Genomic DNA, 14,150 nt, shown 5'->3' with positions numbered 1-14,150 from the left:
TTCTCACCCCCCATGTGACAGCAGCGATGCCCTTCGACGCCCATGACCCCTATCTCAGCACCACCGCCGCGCCGGACCGGCGCGCGCGGGCCGTGGCGCTCTGGCTCCTCGCGGTCGCGGCCATGGTCTGGGCGATGGTGGCCCTCGGCGGCGCGACGCGGCTGACGGGATCGGGCCTGTCCATCATGGAATGGGCGCCGCTGCGCGGCACCCTGCCGCCGATGAGCGAGGCGGAGTGGAACCGCCTCTACGACCTCTACCGCACCATCCCGCAATACGAGCTGGTCAACCGCGGCTTCGGGCTGGAGGGCTTCAAGGGCATCTTCTGGCTCGAATGGGCGCACCGGCTCTGGGGCCGGCTGATCGGCCTCGTCTACGCCGCGGGCCTCCTGCTGTTCTGGTGGCGCGGCGCGATTCCGCGGGGATACGGCAAGCGGCTGGTGCTGCTGCTGGCGCTGGGCGGGCTGCAGGGCGCGGTCGGCTGGTTCATGGTGGCCTCCGGCTTCGAGGCGGACCGCACCGCCGTCTCGCCCTGGCGGCTGGTGATCCATCTCGGCCTCGCCTTGCTGCTCTTCTCCCTGCTGCTCTGGACGGCGCTGAGCCTGCTGCGCCCCCATCGCGACGCCCCTCCCGAGGCGGCGCCGCTGCGCCCGCTCGCCCATGCCACGGCGGGGCTGGTGGTGCTCGCCATGCTGGCGGGCGGCTTCGTGGCGGGGATCCGCGCGGGGCTGGACTACAACACCTTCCCGTTGATGGGCGGGCAGATCATTCCCGAAGGTTACGGCGGCGTGTCATCCTTCGCCCAGGCTCTCGTAGGGGATGTCGCGACCGTGCAGTTCAACCACCGGCTGCTCGCCACCCTCTCCGGCGTCGCGGCCCTCGCCCTCGGCTTCCTCGCCCTGCGCCGCCTTCCCGCCGGCCCGGCCCGCGGCGCCGCGCTCGCCTTCGCGGGGGTGGTGGCGGTGCAGTACGCGCTCGGCGTCGCGACGCTGCTGCACGTGGTGCCCGTCTGGCTGGGCACGCTGCACCAGACGGTCGCGGTCGGCGTGCTCGCGGCGGCGCTGGTCCTGCTGCACGCGCTGCGGCGACCACGCCCGGACGCACGGGCTTGACCGCCCCCGACCTCGTCGACGACCTCGCCCGCTCGGCGCTGGACGCGCTGCCGGCGGGCATCGCGGTGCTCGACGCCGAGGGCCGCCTGATCCATGCCAACCCCGCCTTCCGGACGCAGGCCGGCGCCCCGGCGCTCGCCCCCGGCGCGACGCTCGAGGAACTGGCCGCGCTGCTCGCCGGTGCCGGGCATCTCAGCGCCGAGGAGGCCGCGCGCTTCGCCGCCCTCCCCGCCGGGGCTGACGGCCCCCTGCCCGGGCGCCTCCTCGCGCGCAGTGCCGGGGGGCGCTGGCACGAGATGGCGGCCCTTCCCGTCCCCGGCGGCGGCACGGTCCTCCTCTCCGTCGATGTGACCGCCCTGCGCGGGTCCGAGGCGGAGGCGGTGGAGCATGCCGGGATGCTGGAGACGATCCTGGAGCGGCTCGACACCGGCGTGCTGGTCAGCGACGGCGCGAGCCGGCTGATCTACTTCAACCGCGCCTATCACGGCTTCACCGGCACCGCCCCCGGCACGGTCCGCCCGGGCATGACGCGGGCCGAGCTGTTCGAGACCATGCACGCCGCCGGGGAGCTGTTCAGCCTCACGCCGGAGGAGTTGGAGACCTTCGCCACCCTCGGCGAGCGGAAGGTGGAGGAGCGCTGGCGCCGCCGCCCCGACGGCTCCGTGCTCTGGGTGCGGGCGCATCCCCTGCCCGAGGCCGGGGTGCTGACCGAGGTTCACGACGTCACCGCCCTGCACCGCGCCGAGCAGGCCGCGCAGGACCGCGCCGCCCTGCTGGACGGCGTTCTCGCCGCCCTCCCCCATGGCGTCTGCGTCTACGGCCCGGACGGGCGGGCGCGGGTGGTGAACGCCGCCTACCAGCGGATCATGGCGGGCGCCGAGGTGGCGGTGGGAGACGAGCTCACGGCGGTGCTGGCCCGCCGCGTCGCCTCGGGCGAGTACGCCTCGGAGGATGACGGCGTCCTGCGCCGCGCCGATGCCGGCCCGGGCGAGCCGATCGAGCAGACGCGGGTGCGGCCGAACGGCACCGTCATCTCCGCGCGGCTGGTGGCCCTGCCCGATGGCGGGCGCGTGGCGGTGGTGACGGATGTGACACGCCGCGCCCAGGCCGAGGCGGAGGCCGGGCGCCGCACCGCGACGCTCCAGGCGATGCTGGACAACCAGCCCCACGGCGTCGCCCTCTTCGACCCGCATGGCTACCTGATCGCGGCCAACGCCCTGGCCGCCCGGATGACCGGGCTGGGCGAGGAAGCGATGCGGCCTGGCAGCCATCTCCTCGACCTCCGCGCGCGCCAGGCGGAGGCGCGGGAGATCACCATCGTCGAGGGCGAGGTCGAGGTCATCTCCGTCACTGGCGGGCACCGCGCGCTGGGCAAGGACGGGCGCTACCTCCGCCGCCGCCCCGACGGCACGATCCTCGAGATCCGCACGGACCTCACCCCCGATGGCGGCTTCATCCGCACCTATCGCGACGTGACGGAGGAGCGGCGCATCCGCGTCGAGCTGGAAGCGGCGCGCGACGCGGCCGAGGCGGCCTCCCGCGCGAAGTCCGGCTTCCTGGCCACCATGACGCACGAGCTGCGCACGCCGCTGCACGCCGTGATCGGCTTCTCCGAGGCCATCCTGGACGAGACGCGGCCCGAGATGCTGCGCGACCACGCGCAGGAGATCCTGGCCGCGGGGCAGCAGCTCCTGGGACTGATCGACGGGCTGCTGGAGGCCACGCGGATCGAGGCGGGATCGCTCTCCCTGCGCGGGGACCGCTTCGACCCCGCCCCCGTGCTGCGCGCCACCGCCGCCCGCGCGCGAAAGGTGGCCGAGGAGGCCGGGATCGAGTTCCGCGCCGCCCTGCCGGACGAGTTGCCGCCCATGCAGGGCGACGAGGCGCGGCTGCGCCAGGTGCTGGACGCGCTGCTCTCCAACGCCTGCAAGTTCACCCCGGGCGGCGGGCGCGTGACGGTTTCCGCCGAGCCGGTGGAGACGGGCGGCAGCCTCGTCACCATATCGGATACCGGCATCGGCATGGCGGCGGAGGACATCCCGCGCGCCTTCGAGGCCTTCACCCAGCTCGAGGGCGGGCTTTCCCGCCGCTATCCCGGCTCCGGGCTCGGCCTCTATCTCGCCCGCGCGCTGGCGGGGGCGATGGGGATCGCGCTCGCGCTCGACAGCACGCCCGGACAGGGCACGACCGCGCGGCTCGCCGTGCCGCCGGCAGAGAGGATCACCGCATGAGCCACGCCATCGCGGACAGCGCGCCGCTCGACGCCACCGCCCGCCTCTTCTTCCGCGAGCTGGACGGTGCCGAGGCCGCCCGCATCACCGCCGACGCCCTCTCCGGCGCCGAGGACGGGGAGCTCTTCCTGGAATACCGGGAGAGCGAGATGATCAGCCTGGAGGACGGGCGCATCCGCTCCGCCACCTTCGACACGCAGCGCGGCTTCGGCCTGCGCGCCGTGCGCGGCGCGGCCTCCGCCTACGCCCATGCGGGCGAGGTCACGGCGCCCGCGCTGAGGCGCGCGGCGGCGGCCGTGCGCGGCCTGCCCGGCAGCGGCGCCATCCGCCTGGCCGAGCCGCCGCGCGCGACCAATGCCCGCCTCTACGACGCCGCCAACCCGCTGCTCGCGATGGACTTCGCGGCCAAGACGGCGCTGCTCGCCGAGATCGACGCCTATGCCCGCGCCCGCGACCCCCGCGTGGTGCAGGTGATGGCCTCGCTCTACGGCGAGTGGCAGGCTGTGCGGATCGTCCGCGCCGACGGGCGCGAGGTGGCCGACCTGCGCCCCCTCGTGCGGCTGAACGTCTCCGTCGTGGTGGAGCGGGACGGGCGGCGCGAGACCGGCACCTACGGCATGGGCGGCCGTTTCGCCTATGACCGCGTGCTCGGCGAGGCGGGCTGGAAGGCGGCGGTGGACGAGGCGCTGCGCGGGGCCGTGCTGAACCTCGACAGCGTGCCGGCGCCCGCCGGCGAGATGGAGGTGGTGCTCGGCCCGGGCTGGCCGGGCATCCTCCTGCACGAGGCGATCGGCCACGGGCTGGAGGGCGACTTCAACCGCAAGGGCACCTCCGCCTTCGCGAAGCTGATGGGCCAGCGCGTGGCGAGCAAGGGCGTGACCGTGGTGGATGACGGCACCCTCCCCGACCGCCGCGGGAGCCTGACCGTAGACGACGAGGGCACGCCGACCAACCGCACCGTGATGATCGAGGACGGCATCCTCACCGGCTTTATCCAGGACCGGCAGAACGCGCGGCTGATGGGCGTGGCCCCCACCGGCAACGGGCGCCGCCAGAGCTACGCCCACGCGCCGATGCCGCGCATGACGAACACGGTGATGCTCGGCGGCGAGCACGCGCCGGAGGAGATCCTGCGCAGCGTGAAGAGGGGCATCTATGCCGTGAACTTCGGCGGCGGGCAGGTGGACATCACCTCCGGCAAGTTCGTCTTCTCCGCCTCCGAGGCCTACATGATCGAGGACGGCAGGATCGGCGCGCCGGTGAAGGGCGCGACGCTGATCGGCGACGGGCCGAGCGCGCTGACCCAGGTCTCCATGATCGGCAACGACATGGCGCTGGATGCCGGCATCGGCACCTGCGGCAAGCAGGGCCAGGGCGTGCCGGTGGGCGTGGGCCAGCCGACGCTGAAGATGATGGGGCTGACGATCGGCGGCACGGCGGTGTGATGGCTTCCACTGCGATCTCCGGCCTCGCACCCAGCTCACGGCAGAAGATCAATGCCTTCCAAGCGTCATTCTTCATCCGCCTCATTGACGAGCTCGCTGCAGAAGAGAGCGCTGCTGGCCGAGGCCCTTTTCGTGACTTAGGTGCCTACAGCCGCTTTTTAGAAGGCGCATATGCCTGCGGCTTCGTCTGCCGAGATTTCTTGCCAGAAGCCTTCCATTGGGAAGTTTTCCTCACCAACCCAGATGCTGTTCTTTCTGCACCCTTCAAGCATGTCCGGCAGTTTGTGCACTATATGCTCCGGGCCGAGCGACACGCCGACGCTGGCTTTGAAAACGGTGGAGGGATGGTCTTTGAGGCCCTCCGAAGCGGAGCACTGAGCAAAATTTCACGCCGACTGAGCGTTGAAATATCGACAGCATGGTCGGGCTGAACTCAGTAAAAGCTCGTGATTGACGTTGTCCAACTCGTCTTCGTCAATTTGGCAATCGCCCTCGCCACGGTGGTGCAGCTCTCCGCCGGGCTGGGCCTCGGGCTGGTCGGCGTGCCGCTGCTGGCGGCGGTCGATCCGCGCCTGCTGCCCGTGCCCTTCGCCCTCTCGGCACTGCTGATGATGTTCGGCCAGTGGCGCGTGGACTCGCGCGCGGTGCCGCCGGGGATGCTGCTTCCCGCGGCGGCGGGGGTGGTGCTCGGCACCGCCGCGGGCATGGCGCTGGCGGTGGTGCATCCCGGCCTCGCCACGCGGCGCGGCTACGGTGTCGTCGTGCTCCTGGCCGTGGTGCTCGCCCTCGCGGTGCCGCGGCTGCGGCCGACGGTGCCGATGCTGGCCGGGGCAGGCTTCGTCTCCGGCGCGATGGGCGGGATCTCCGGCGTGCACGGGCCGCTGATGGGGCTGGTGGTCGCGCATCTCCCCGCGGGGGCGGTGCGCGGCTTCCTCGGGCTGTTCTGGCTCATCGCCTATCTCGCCATCCTCCTCATCGCCCTGCTCGCGGGCCGATTGGGATGGGAGGAGCTGTGGCTGGCCACCGCGCTGCTGCCCGGAATCGCGCTGGGCGTCGCCCTCTCCGGTCCCGCGCGGCGCTGGCTGCACGGCGCGCGGCTGCGCTGGGCGATCCTGGGCATCGCCACCCTCGGCGGCGTCTCGCTGGTGGCGGCGGGATGAGCCCGCTCCGCCCCGCGCGGCCCGGGGAGGCCGAGGCGATCCGGGCGCTCGTCGAGCGCGCCTATGCCCCCTACATCCCGCTGCTCGGCCGCCGGCCCGCACCGATGGACGACGACTTCGCCTTCCGCATCTCCCACGGCCAGGCGCATGTGATGGAGCATGGCGGCGCGATCATTGCCCTCGCGGTGATCGAGGATCGCGGCACCTATCTCTGGATCGAGGACCTGGCGGTGGAGCCGTCGCTGCACGGCCAGGGGATCGGCCGCGCGCTCCTCGCCTTCTGCGAGGCCGAGGCGCGGCGGCTCGGCCTGCGCGAGATGCGGCTCCTGACGAACGAGCGGATGGAGCGCAACCGCGCCATCTACGCCCGCGCGGGCTTCACCGAGACCGAGCGGCGGGAGGAGGCGGGCTACCGGCGCGTCTACATGGTGCGCCGGCTGGACACCTGAACCCGCCGCGCGGTCAGCCCCAGCGCCGGCGCTCCTCGCGCCGCCGCATGAAGAGAAGCGCCGTTCCCACCACCGCGCCGCCAAGGGCGAGCGCCTTCGCCGGCGGATGCGTCTCCAGCCAGGTATAGAGGCTGAAGCGCCGGGCCCGGCCGGCGAAGTCGCCATCGGTCCGGTTGTCCCCGGCGCGCGGCTCGTAGAGGTTGCCCTGCTGCCCCTGCGTCTCGGGCTCGCCGGTGCGCGAGGCCGGGATGCCGAAGCGCGCGAGCGCCGCGTCCACGAGGCCGGGGGCCATCATCTGCGCGGCCGCCATGCTCTTGGCCGCGCCGCCCGCGAAGAGGTCGCGCACGGGGTGCTCGGCCGCGTAGAGGACGCAATCCGCCACCACGCCCGGGTCGTAATAGGGCGGCGGTCCCTTCGGCTTCACGTCCATCTTGCTGCGGGAGTTGTTGAAGAAGGGCGTGTTGATCGTGCCGGGCTTCACGCTCGTCACGGAGATCGGCGCGCCCTCGGCCATCAGCTCGCGGCGCAGCGCGTCGGTGAAGCCCTCCACCGCGTGCTTGGAGGCGCTGTAGGCCGCGTGCAGCGGCAGGGAAACGATGCTCTCCACCGAGGAGATGGCGATCAGCGCACCCCCGCCCGCCGCGCGCAGGTACGGCAGCGCCGCCAGCGCCCCGTGGACCTGGCCGAGATAGTTCACCTCCATCACACGCCGGTATTCCTCGGGCTTCGTCTCCTCGGCGAGGGCGTAGACCGAGACGGCGGCGTTGTTCACCCAGGTGTCGATGCGGCCGAAGCGCGCCACCGCCGCCTCGGCCAGGGCCTGGACCTGCGCGAAGTCGGCCACGTCGCAGGCGACGTGCAGCGCCTGGCCGCCGAGCGCCTCGATCTCGCCCGCGAGCGAGGCGAGGCCGGGCTCGCTGCGCGCCGCGACGACGAGCTTCGCGCCGCGCGAGGCGAAGCGGAGCGCGGTCTCGCGCCCGATGCCGCTGGAGGCTCCCGCCACCACCACGACCTGTTCCGAAACGGGCTTGAGCTGCATCCCGGGCCTCCGCTGTGCTGTCATGTGCCGAGAACGGCGTGCTTCAGAGAACGGGCGTGCCGCCGGTGACCGCGTAGAGCGCCCCCGTGACGTAGCTGGCATCGTCGGAGGCGAGGAAGACGAAGAGCGTCGCCACCTCCTTCGGCTGGCCCGGGCGCTTCATCGGCACGGACTGGCCGAAGCTCTTCACCTCCTCCTCCGGCATGGTGGAGGGGATGAGCGGCGTCCAGATCGGGCCCGGGGCCACGCAGTTCACCCGGATGCCCTTCTCCGCGAGCGACTGGCCGAGGCTGGCGGTGAAGTTGGCGATCGCGGCCTTGGTGGCGGAATAGGCGATGAGGCTCGGCGGCGCCTTGTCCGAGTTCACCGAGCTCGTGTTCACGATGGCCGAGCCCGGCTTCATGTGCGGCAGCGCGGCCTTGGTGAGGAAGAACTGGGAGTGGATGTTCGTGTTGAAGGTGTGGACCCACTCCTCGTCCGGGATCTCCTCCAGCGACTGCCGCACCATCTGGAAGGCGGCGTTGTTGACGAGGATGTCGAGGCGGCCGAACTCCTCCACCGCCTTCTGAATGATCGCGCGGCAATGGGCGGGGTCGCCGATGTCACCGGGGACGAGCACGCATTTGCGGCCCTCCTTCTCCACCCAGCGCTGCGTCTCCTGCGCGTCCTCGTGCTCGTCGAGATAGCTGATGAGCAGGTCCGCGCCCTCGCGCGCATAGGCGATGGCGACCGCGCGGCCGATGCCGCTGTCGCCGCCCGTGATCACCGCCGCCTTGCCGGTGAGCTTGCCGCAGCCCTTGTAGCTCTCCTCGCCATGGTCGGGCCTGGGCGTCATCTCCGCCGTGCTGCCGGGCGGGTTCTGGTGCTGCGGAGGCTGGGACATGGGGGTTCCTTTGGCGCGCGCCGGCCTGGCCTGGCGCGCGGACCTCCCACAAGCGGCTGCGGGACACCGTTGTTTCGCCGCCCCGGCGCGATCCCCCGATCGTGAGCGCCGGCGTAACCTGGGTTAAGAAAGCCCTGTGCTGGACAGGAAAGTTCTTCAGCCTCTCAGAGCGCGGCCGCCTCGAACACGCGCGAGACGTCGCCTTCCCAGCTCTCCGTGTTCAGGCGCAGCCAGCGGTCCGCCTGGGTCTCGCCGGAAGCCACGATGCGCTCCAGCGGCTCGAGGAAGCGCTCCTCGCCCTGGCCGCGTGCGCGCAGCCCCTCGCGCGAGATAGTCAGCACGTCCCGCGCCACCTCGCGCAGCGTGGCGCCGCCGATGGTTGCGTCCAGCGCGCGCCTCGGCACGTCGGCGCGCAGCGCCTGCATCTGCGCCACCGACCAGCCGCGCACGAGGCGGGCCGCGGCCTTCTGCGCGGCGTCGTCGTAGAGCAGCCCGACCCAGAAGGCGGGAAGCGCGCAGACCATCTCGGCCGAGCCCATGTCGGAGCCGCGCATCTCGAGGAAGCGCTTGAGGCGGACATCGGTGAAGACCGTCGTCACATGGTCCGCCCAGTCGCCCATGGTGGCGCGCACGGAGGGATCGCCCGGCAGGCCGCGCGCCATGAACTCGCGGAAGGTGTTGCCCGTCGCGTCCACGAAGCGGCCGTCGCGCATGATGAAGTACATTGGCACGTCGAGAACCCAGTCGGCGAAGCGCTCGAAGCCGAAGCCGTCCTCGAAGGCGACGGCGGGGATGCCCGTGCGGTCCGGATCGGTGCGGGACCAGACCTGGCCGCGCAGCGTGCGGTACTCCGTTGGCTCCCCCTCGCGGAAGGGGGAGTTGGCAAAGAGCGCGGTGGCGAGCGGCTGGAGGGCGAGGGAGACGCGGAGCTTCTGCACCATGTCCGCCTCGTCCCCGAAGTCGAGGTTGGCCTGCACGGTCGCGGTGCGGAGCATCATGTCGAGGCCCATGTCGCCCACGCGCGGCATGTAGTTCCGCATGATCGCGTAGCGCGTCTTGGGCATCCAGGGCATCGCCTCGCGCGTGGCGAGGGGGTGGAAGCCGATGCCGGCGAAGCCGATGCCCAGCGGCTCGGCCACCTCGCGGAGGTCGCGGAGATGGTCGTCCAGCTCGGCCTCGGTCTCGGCGATGGTGGAAACGGGGGCGCCCGACAGCTCGAACTGCCCGCCCGGCTCGAGGCTCACGCTCGCCTCGCCGCGCTTGAGGCCGATGAGCTTGCCCGCGTCCTCGATCCGCTCCCAGCCGCGGGCGGCCAGCCCGTCCAGTAGGGCGCAGATGCCCTGGGGCTCGTAGGGCGGCGGGGCGAAGCCCTCGCGGTAGAAGCCGATCTTCTCGTGCTCCGTGCCCACGCGCCAGGCCTCGCGCGGCTTGCTGCCGGCGGCGAACCATCCGGCGAGGTCGCTCACGGACTGGATGGGCGTGAGGTCGGCCTCGCCAGGATTCGACATGCGTTCTCTACTCGTCCGTGTGGTGGGCCCAATCGCCGCGGATCGCCTGCACGACCGCGAGCGCCGAGACCGCCGCCGTCTCCGCCCGGAGGATTCGGGGGCCGAGGCTGACCAATGCAACAAAGGGATGCCGTGCCAGGGCGTCAAGTTCCGGTCCCGTGAACCCTCCTTCCGGCCCCACAAGGATCGCGGGCGGCGGGCCGGGCGGGAGGTTCGCCAGGGGGGGCGCGTCGCGGCGCTCGGCCGCGACCAGCAGGGGGGTGCCGTCCCAGGCATCAAGGGCGGCGTGGAGGGGCACGGCCTCGGCCATCTCCGGCACGTCCAGCCGCTCGCACTGCTCGGCGGCCTCCCGCGCGATGAGGGTGAGGCGGGCGCGGTTCACCCGGTCCGGCACGGCGCGCGCGGTGATCACGGGGCGGATGGCGCGGGCGCCAAGCTCCGTCGCCTTCTCCACCACCCACTCCATCGCCTCCCTTTTGAGGGCGGCCATCAGCAGCACGGGGCCGGCGGCGGGGGGCTGGGGGCGGATCATCCCCTCGGGGATCAGCGCCGCGTCGTCCTTGCGGATGGGGCCGAGGCGGCCGCGCCACTCCCCGTCCCGCCCGTTGAAGAGGACCACCGCGTCCCCCTCCTTCTTGCGCATGACGGCGCCGAGATACCGGCCCTGCCCCGGCGCGGCCGGGACGGCGATCCCGGCGCGGAGGTCGTGTTCGGTGAAGAGGCGCGGGATGGACACGGGCGATGATCCGTCGGACAGGAGGGCCGTGGCCTCTTACACCGATATCCGCCGCGAAGGCCTCTCCGCCTGGCTGCCCGCCTGGGCGGTGCCCTACGCCCTGCTCATGCGGCTGGACCGGCCGATCGGCTCCTGGCTGCTCTTCCTTCCCGGCCTCTGGGCTTTCGCCGCCGCCGCGCCCTTCCCGGAGAGGGGGCTCTGGCTCACCCTCCTGTTCGGCGTCGGGGCGGTGGTGATGCGCGGCGCGGGCTGCGTGGTGAACGACCTCTGGGACCGCGACCTCGACCGGAAGGTGGAGCGCACGCGCGGGCGGCCGCTGGCCTCGGGCGCCGTCCTTCCCCGGCAGGCCCTGGCCTTCCTCGCGGGGCTGCTCCTGCTCGGGCTCCTCATCCTCCTGCAACTGCCGCCGGTCGCCATCGGGCTGGGCGTGGCCTCGCTGCTGCCGGTGGCTCTCTATCCCCTGGCCAAGCGGGTGACGAACTGGCCGCAGGCGGTGCTGGGCGTCGTCTTCACCTGGGCGGCGCCGATGGGCTGGGCGGCGGCCACGGGGGCGCTGGAGGCCCCCGCCCTGGCGCTCTGGGCGGCGGGCTTCGCCTGGACGCTCGCCTACGACACGATCTACGCCCACCAGGACCGCGAGGACGACGCGCTGGTCGGCATCCGATCCTCCGCCCTGACGCTGGGGGAGCGGACGCGGCCCTTCCTCGGCGCCGCCTTCGCCGCCTGCATCCTGCTCCTGGCCGCGGCGGGCTTCCTGGCGGGGCTGCACCCGCTCTTCGCCGCGGGGCTGATCCTGCCCGCGCTGCACTTCTCCTGGCAGGTGCGGCGGCTGGACATCCACGATCCCGGCCTCTGCCTCCGCCTGTTCAGGTCGAACCGCGACGCGGGGCTGCTGATCGCCCTCGCCCTGCTGCTGGGGCGCCTGTGAGGGGACGACTATGAGGGGGCCGGCGGAGGCGGAGGCGGAGGACTTCGTCGCCGCCCACACCGCCATCGCCCGCCCGGCGCTGGTGCCCGAGATCCCGCTCCACCTCGCCACGGAGATCACCCCGATCTGGCAGGCCACCGAGGCCTGGCTCGGGGAGCAGGGGATTGAGCCGCCCTTCTGGGCCTTCGCCTGGCCCGGCAGCCAGGCGCTCGCCCGCTGGGTGCTGGACGACCCGTCCCGCGTCGCGGGGCGGCGGGTGCTGGACTTCGCGGCGGGCGGGGGGCTGGCCGCCATCGCCTGCGCGCGGGCCGGGGCGGCCGTGGTGGAGGCGGCGGAGATCGACCCCCTCGCCCATGCCGCGACGCGCCTCAATGCCCGGCTGAACGGGGTGGCGGTGGCCGAGGCGCCCGGGGACGTGGTGGGCGCCCCCTGCCGCTGGGACACGGTGCTGGCCGGCGATGTCTGCTACGAGGCGCCGATGACGAACCACATCCTGCCCTGGCTGCGCGGCCTCGCCGCGGCGGGGGCGAGGGTGATCCTGGCCGATCCCGGCCGCGCCTATGTCCCGCGCGGCGGGCTGGCCGAGGTCGCGCGCTTCCGCGTGCCCGTGACGCGGGAGCTGGAGGACCGGGACGAGCGGGTGGTCGTGCTGTCCCGCCTCCTGGGCTGAGGCACGACGGACACAGGCCCCTCAAATCCTGATTTCCGGGGGAAACCAGGGCACCGCGCCCGGGTTCATCGTTCCGTCATTCGTGCGGGTTCAGATAGCAGCATGTCGCAACGCGTCCTGATCGTGGAGGATGAGGCCCTGATCGCCCTCGACCTCACCTTCTGCCTGGAGACGCTCGGGCACGAGGTGATCGCCACGGCCGCCGATTCCGCCGAGGCCCTCGCCGCCGCCGAGGAAGGGGTGGATCTCGCCCTGGTGGACCTGAACCTGCGGGACGGCCCCACGGGCCCGGCGCTCGGCGAGGCCCTGGCGCGCGACCACGGCGCGATGGTGATCTACCTCACCGCCAATCCGCGGCAGGTCGGGCCGGGCGTGCGGGGGCCGGTCGGGGTGCTGTCCAAGCCCTATACCGAGGGTTCCGTGGCGGAAGCGGTGCGCTTCGCGGTTTCCCTGCGCGAGGGCCGCTGCGCCTCGCCGCCGCCCGGGCTAAGGCTGCTCGCGGGGGCGCCGGGCGAGGGCTGCGCGCGGCAGCCGCACCTCTAGCTCCATCCCCTCGCGGGGCCAGCGGCGCGTCATCCGCCCGCCGAGCTGGCCCTGCACGCTGATCGTGGCCAGGCGGCTGCCGAAGCCCTCATGCTTCGGGGGGCAGGGGATCTCCGGCCCGCCCCGCTCCCGCCAGCGCAGGACGATGTCCTCCCCCTCGCACCCCACCCCGATCGTCACCCGGCCGGTGGGGACGGACAGCGCGCCGTATTTCGCGGCATTCGTCGCCAGCTCGTGGAAGAGCAGCGCGAGCGGCGTGGCGGCGGCGTCGCCGAACTCCTGGTCCTCTCCCTCGACCGCGATGCGCTTCTCGCTCCCCGGCGTCGGGTCGTAGGGGGAGAGGAGGTCGCCGAGGAAGCCGAACAGCGTCCCGCCACCCGTCTCCGGCCGGCTCTCCTCGCTGTGCGGGCGGGCGAACTCATGGGCGCGGGCCAGGGCGCCGATCCGGCCGCGCAGCTCCTGCGCGAACTCGGCCGCCTCCGGATGGCCGCGGGCGGAGAGCGAGACGAGCGAGCCGATGACGGAGAAGATGTTCTTGATCCGGTGGCTCAGCTCGTGGCTCAGCACCTCCCGCTCCTCGGCGGCGCGGCGGATGTCATGGATGTCGGTGCAGGTGCCGAACCAGCGGGTGATCCGCCCGCGCGAGTTCCGCACGGGAAGCGCGCGGCCGAGGAACCAGCGCCAGGACCCGTCCGCCATGCGGAGGCGGTACTCCACCTCGTAGAGCTCGCCGGTGGCGAGGGAGTGGCGCCAGCGCTCCCAGGTAACGGCCCGGTCGTCGGAATGGACGATCTCCGCCCAGGCCCCGCCCTCGGTCTCGCCGGCCTGCGTGCCGGTTATCTCGTACCAACGGCGGTTGAAGTAGTCGTGATAGCCGTCGGGCAGGGTGGACCACACGGCCTGGGGCATGGTGTCGGCGATGGCGCGGAAGCGGGCCTCGCTCTCGCGCAGCGCGGCCTCGGTGTCCTTCTGCTCGGAGATGTCGAGCGCGACCCCGGCCAGGCGCGTGGCCGTGCCGGCGGCGTCGCGCAGCACGCGGCCGCGCAGCATCACCCAGCCCACATCACCGCCCGGCGGCCAGACGCGGTAGCTGATGTTCAGCGGCGCGCGGCCGACGAGTGCCGCGGCCAGGGCGCGGTCCAGCGCCGGCCGGTCCTCCGGCACGACATGGACGAGCAGCTCCGCCCCCCTTGCGCCGCGCGCGCCCAGCCCGGCATCGACCCCGTGCAGGGCACAGGCCCGCTCATCGCCGTGGATCAGGTCCGTCCCCGCATCCCAGTCCCATGCGCCGGCGATGCCGGAGGCCTCGAGCGCCAGGGCGAGCCGCTGCTCCGCCCAGCTCGGGCGCGCCTCGGCCTGGGGACGGTCGGGCAGCAACGAGTCCTTGATCGAATCGCCCTCCCGCTCGCGGCGCCATCGAACAGGGATGGGCCGCGATGACCAGGG

14 protein-coding genes are annotated in these 14,150 nt (G+C 73.0%); 9 read left to right on the top strand and 5 right to left on the bottom strand.

Annotation, left to right across the window (positions count from 1 at the left end; genetic code table 11):
- Positions 1-26 precede the first annotated feature (26 nt).
- Genes FHS87_RS13075 through FHS87_RS13050 form a run of 6 tightly spaced genes read left to right on the top strand, consistent with a single transcriptional unit; the run spans position 27 to position 6,397 of the window.
- Positions 27-1,112, top strand: a complete 1,086-nt coding sequence (locus FHS87_RS13075) for a COX15/CtaA family protein (RefSeq protein ID WP_184518938.1) — start codon at positions 27-29, stop codon at positions 1,110-1,112.
- The gene (locus FHS87_RS13070; protein ID WP_184518935.1) at positions 1,109-3,343 is read left to right on the top strand and encodes a PAS-domain containing protein; all 2,235 of its coding nucleotides are present in this window, start codon (positions 1,109-1,111) and stop codon (positions 3,341-3,343) included. Before FHS87_RS13075 ends, FHS87_RS13070 begins: the two co-directional genes overlap by 4 nt.
- Positions 3,340-4,788 carry a metalloprotease TldD gene (gene tldD / locus FHS87_RS13065; RefSeq protein WP_184518932.1) on the top strand — a complete coding sequence of 483 codons (1,449 nt, stop codon included), beginning with the start codon at positions 3,340-3,342 and terminating at the stop codon, positions 4,786-4,788. Before FHS87_RS13070 ends, tldD begins: the two co-directional genes overlap by 4 nt.
- Positions 4,788-5,219, top strand: coding sequence for a hypothetical protein (locus FHS87_RS13060; RefSeq protein ID WP_184518929.1), 432 nt, complete (start codon positions 4,788-4,790; stop codon positions 5,217-5,219). Before tldD ends, FHS87_RS13060 begins: the two co-directional genes overlap by 1 nt.
- A 15-nt stretch (positions 5,220-5,234) precedes the next feature.
- Positions 5,235-5,948: a TSUP family transporter gene (locus FHS87_RS13055; protein WP_184518926.1), complete on the top strand. Its 714-nt coding sequence runs from the start codon at positions 5,235-5,237 to the stop codon at positions 5,946-5,948.
- Positions 5,945-6,397, top strand: coding sequence for a GNAT family N-acetyltransferase (locus FHS87_RS13050; RefSeq protein ID WP_184518923.1), 453 nt, complete (start codon positions 5,945-5,947; stop codon positions 6,395-6,397). The genes FHS87_RS13055 and FHS87_RS13050 overlap by 4 nt, the downstream gene beginning before the upstream one ends.
- Positions 6,398-6,410: 13 nt before the next feature.
- Here the strand turns inward: FHS87_RS13050 and FHS87_RS13045 are convergent, their stop codons facing one another.
- From FHS87_RS13045 to FHS87_RS13030, 4 genes are all read right to left on the bottom strand, one after another.
- Entirely contained in the window at positions 6,411-7,436 is a 1,026-nt protein-coding gene (locus tag FHS87_RS13045; RefSeq protein ID WP_184518920.1) for an SDR family oxidoreductase, read from the bottom strand.
- Between the two features lie 43 nt (positions 7,437-7,479).
- The gene (locus tag FHS87_RS13040; RefSeq protein ID WP_184518918.1) at positions 7,480-8,319 is read right to left on the bottom strand and encodes a glucose 1-dehydrogenase; all 840 of its coding nucleotides are present in this window, start codon (positions 8,317-8,319) and stop codon (positions 7,480-7,482) included.
- Between the two features lie 164 nt (positions 8,320-8,483).
- Positions 8,484-9,827 (bottom strand): glutamate--cysteine ligase, encoded by a 1,344-nt coding sequence (locus FHS87_RS13035; RefSeq protein WP_184518916.1) that lies wholly within the window; start codon positions 9,825-9,827, stop codon positions 8,484-8,486.
- A 7-nt stretch (positions 9,828-9,834) separates the two neighbouring features.
- Positions 9,835-10,563: a 16S rRNA (uracil(1498)-N(3))-methyltransferase gene (locus tag FHS87_RS13030; protein ID WP_184518913.1), complete on the bottom strand. Its 729-nt coding sequence runs from the start codon at positions 10,561-10,563 to the stop codon at positions 9,835-9,837.
- On the opposite strand from FHS87_RS13030, the gene ubiA reads away from it, so the two are divergent.
- From ubiA to FHS87_RS13015, 3 genes are all read left to right on the top strand, one after another.
- Complete coding sequence (ubiA, locus tag FHS87_RS13025; RefSeq protein WP_184518909.1) at positions 10,556-11,491, top strand: 4-hydroxybenzoate octaprenyltransferase; 936 nt, start codon at positions 10,556-10,558, stop codon at positions 11,489-11,491. The genes FHS87_RS13030 and ubiA overlap by 8 nt on opposite strands.
- A gap of 10 nt (positions 11,492-11,501) precedes the next feature.
- Positions 11,502-12,161 (top strand): class I SAM-dependent methyltransferase, encoded by a 660-nt coding sequence (locus tag FHS87_RS13020; protein WP_184518905.1) that lies wholly within the window; start codon positions 11,502-11,504, stop codon positions 12,159-12,161.
- A gap of 102 nt (positions 12,162-12,263) precedes the next feature.
- Positions 12,264-12,704: a response regulator gene (locus FHS87_RS13015; protein ID WP_184518902.1), complete on the top strand. Its 441-nt coding sequence runs from the start codon at positions 12,264-12,266 to the stop codon at positions 12,702-12,704.
- On the opposite strand, the gene FHS87_RS13010 is transcribed toward FHS87_RS13015, so the two are convergent.
- Entirely contained in the window at positions 12,648-14,081 is a 1,434-nt protein-coding gene (locus FHS87_RS13010) for a sensor histidine kinase (protein ID WP_184518899.1), read from the bottom strand. The genes FHS87_RS13015 and FHS87_RS13010 overlap by 57 nt on opposite strands.
- Positions 14,082-14,150: the final 69 nt, after the last annotated feature.

The sequence above is a fragment of the Muricoccus pecuniae genome, assembly GCF_014199205.1.
GTDB classification, from domain to species: domain Bacteria; phylum Pseudomonadota; class Alphaproteobacteria; order Acetobacterales; family Acetobacteraceae; genus Roseomonas; species Roseomonas pecuniae.
This window is presented reverse-complemented; position numbering and strand designations above follow the sequence as displayed.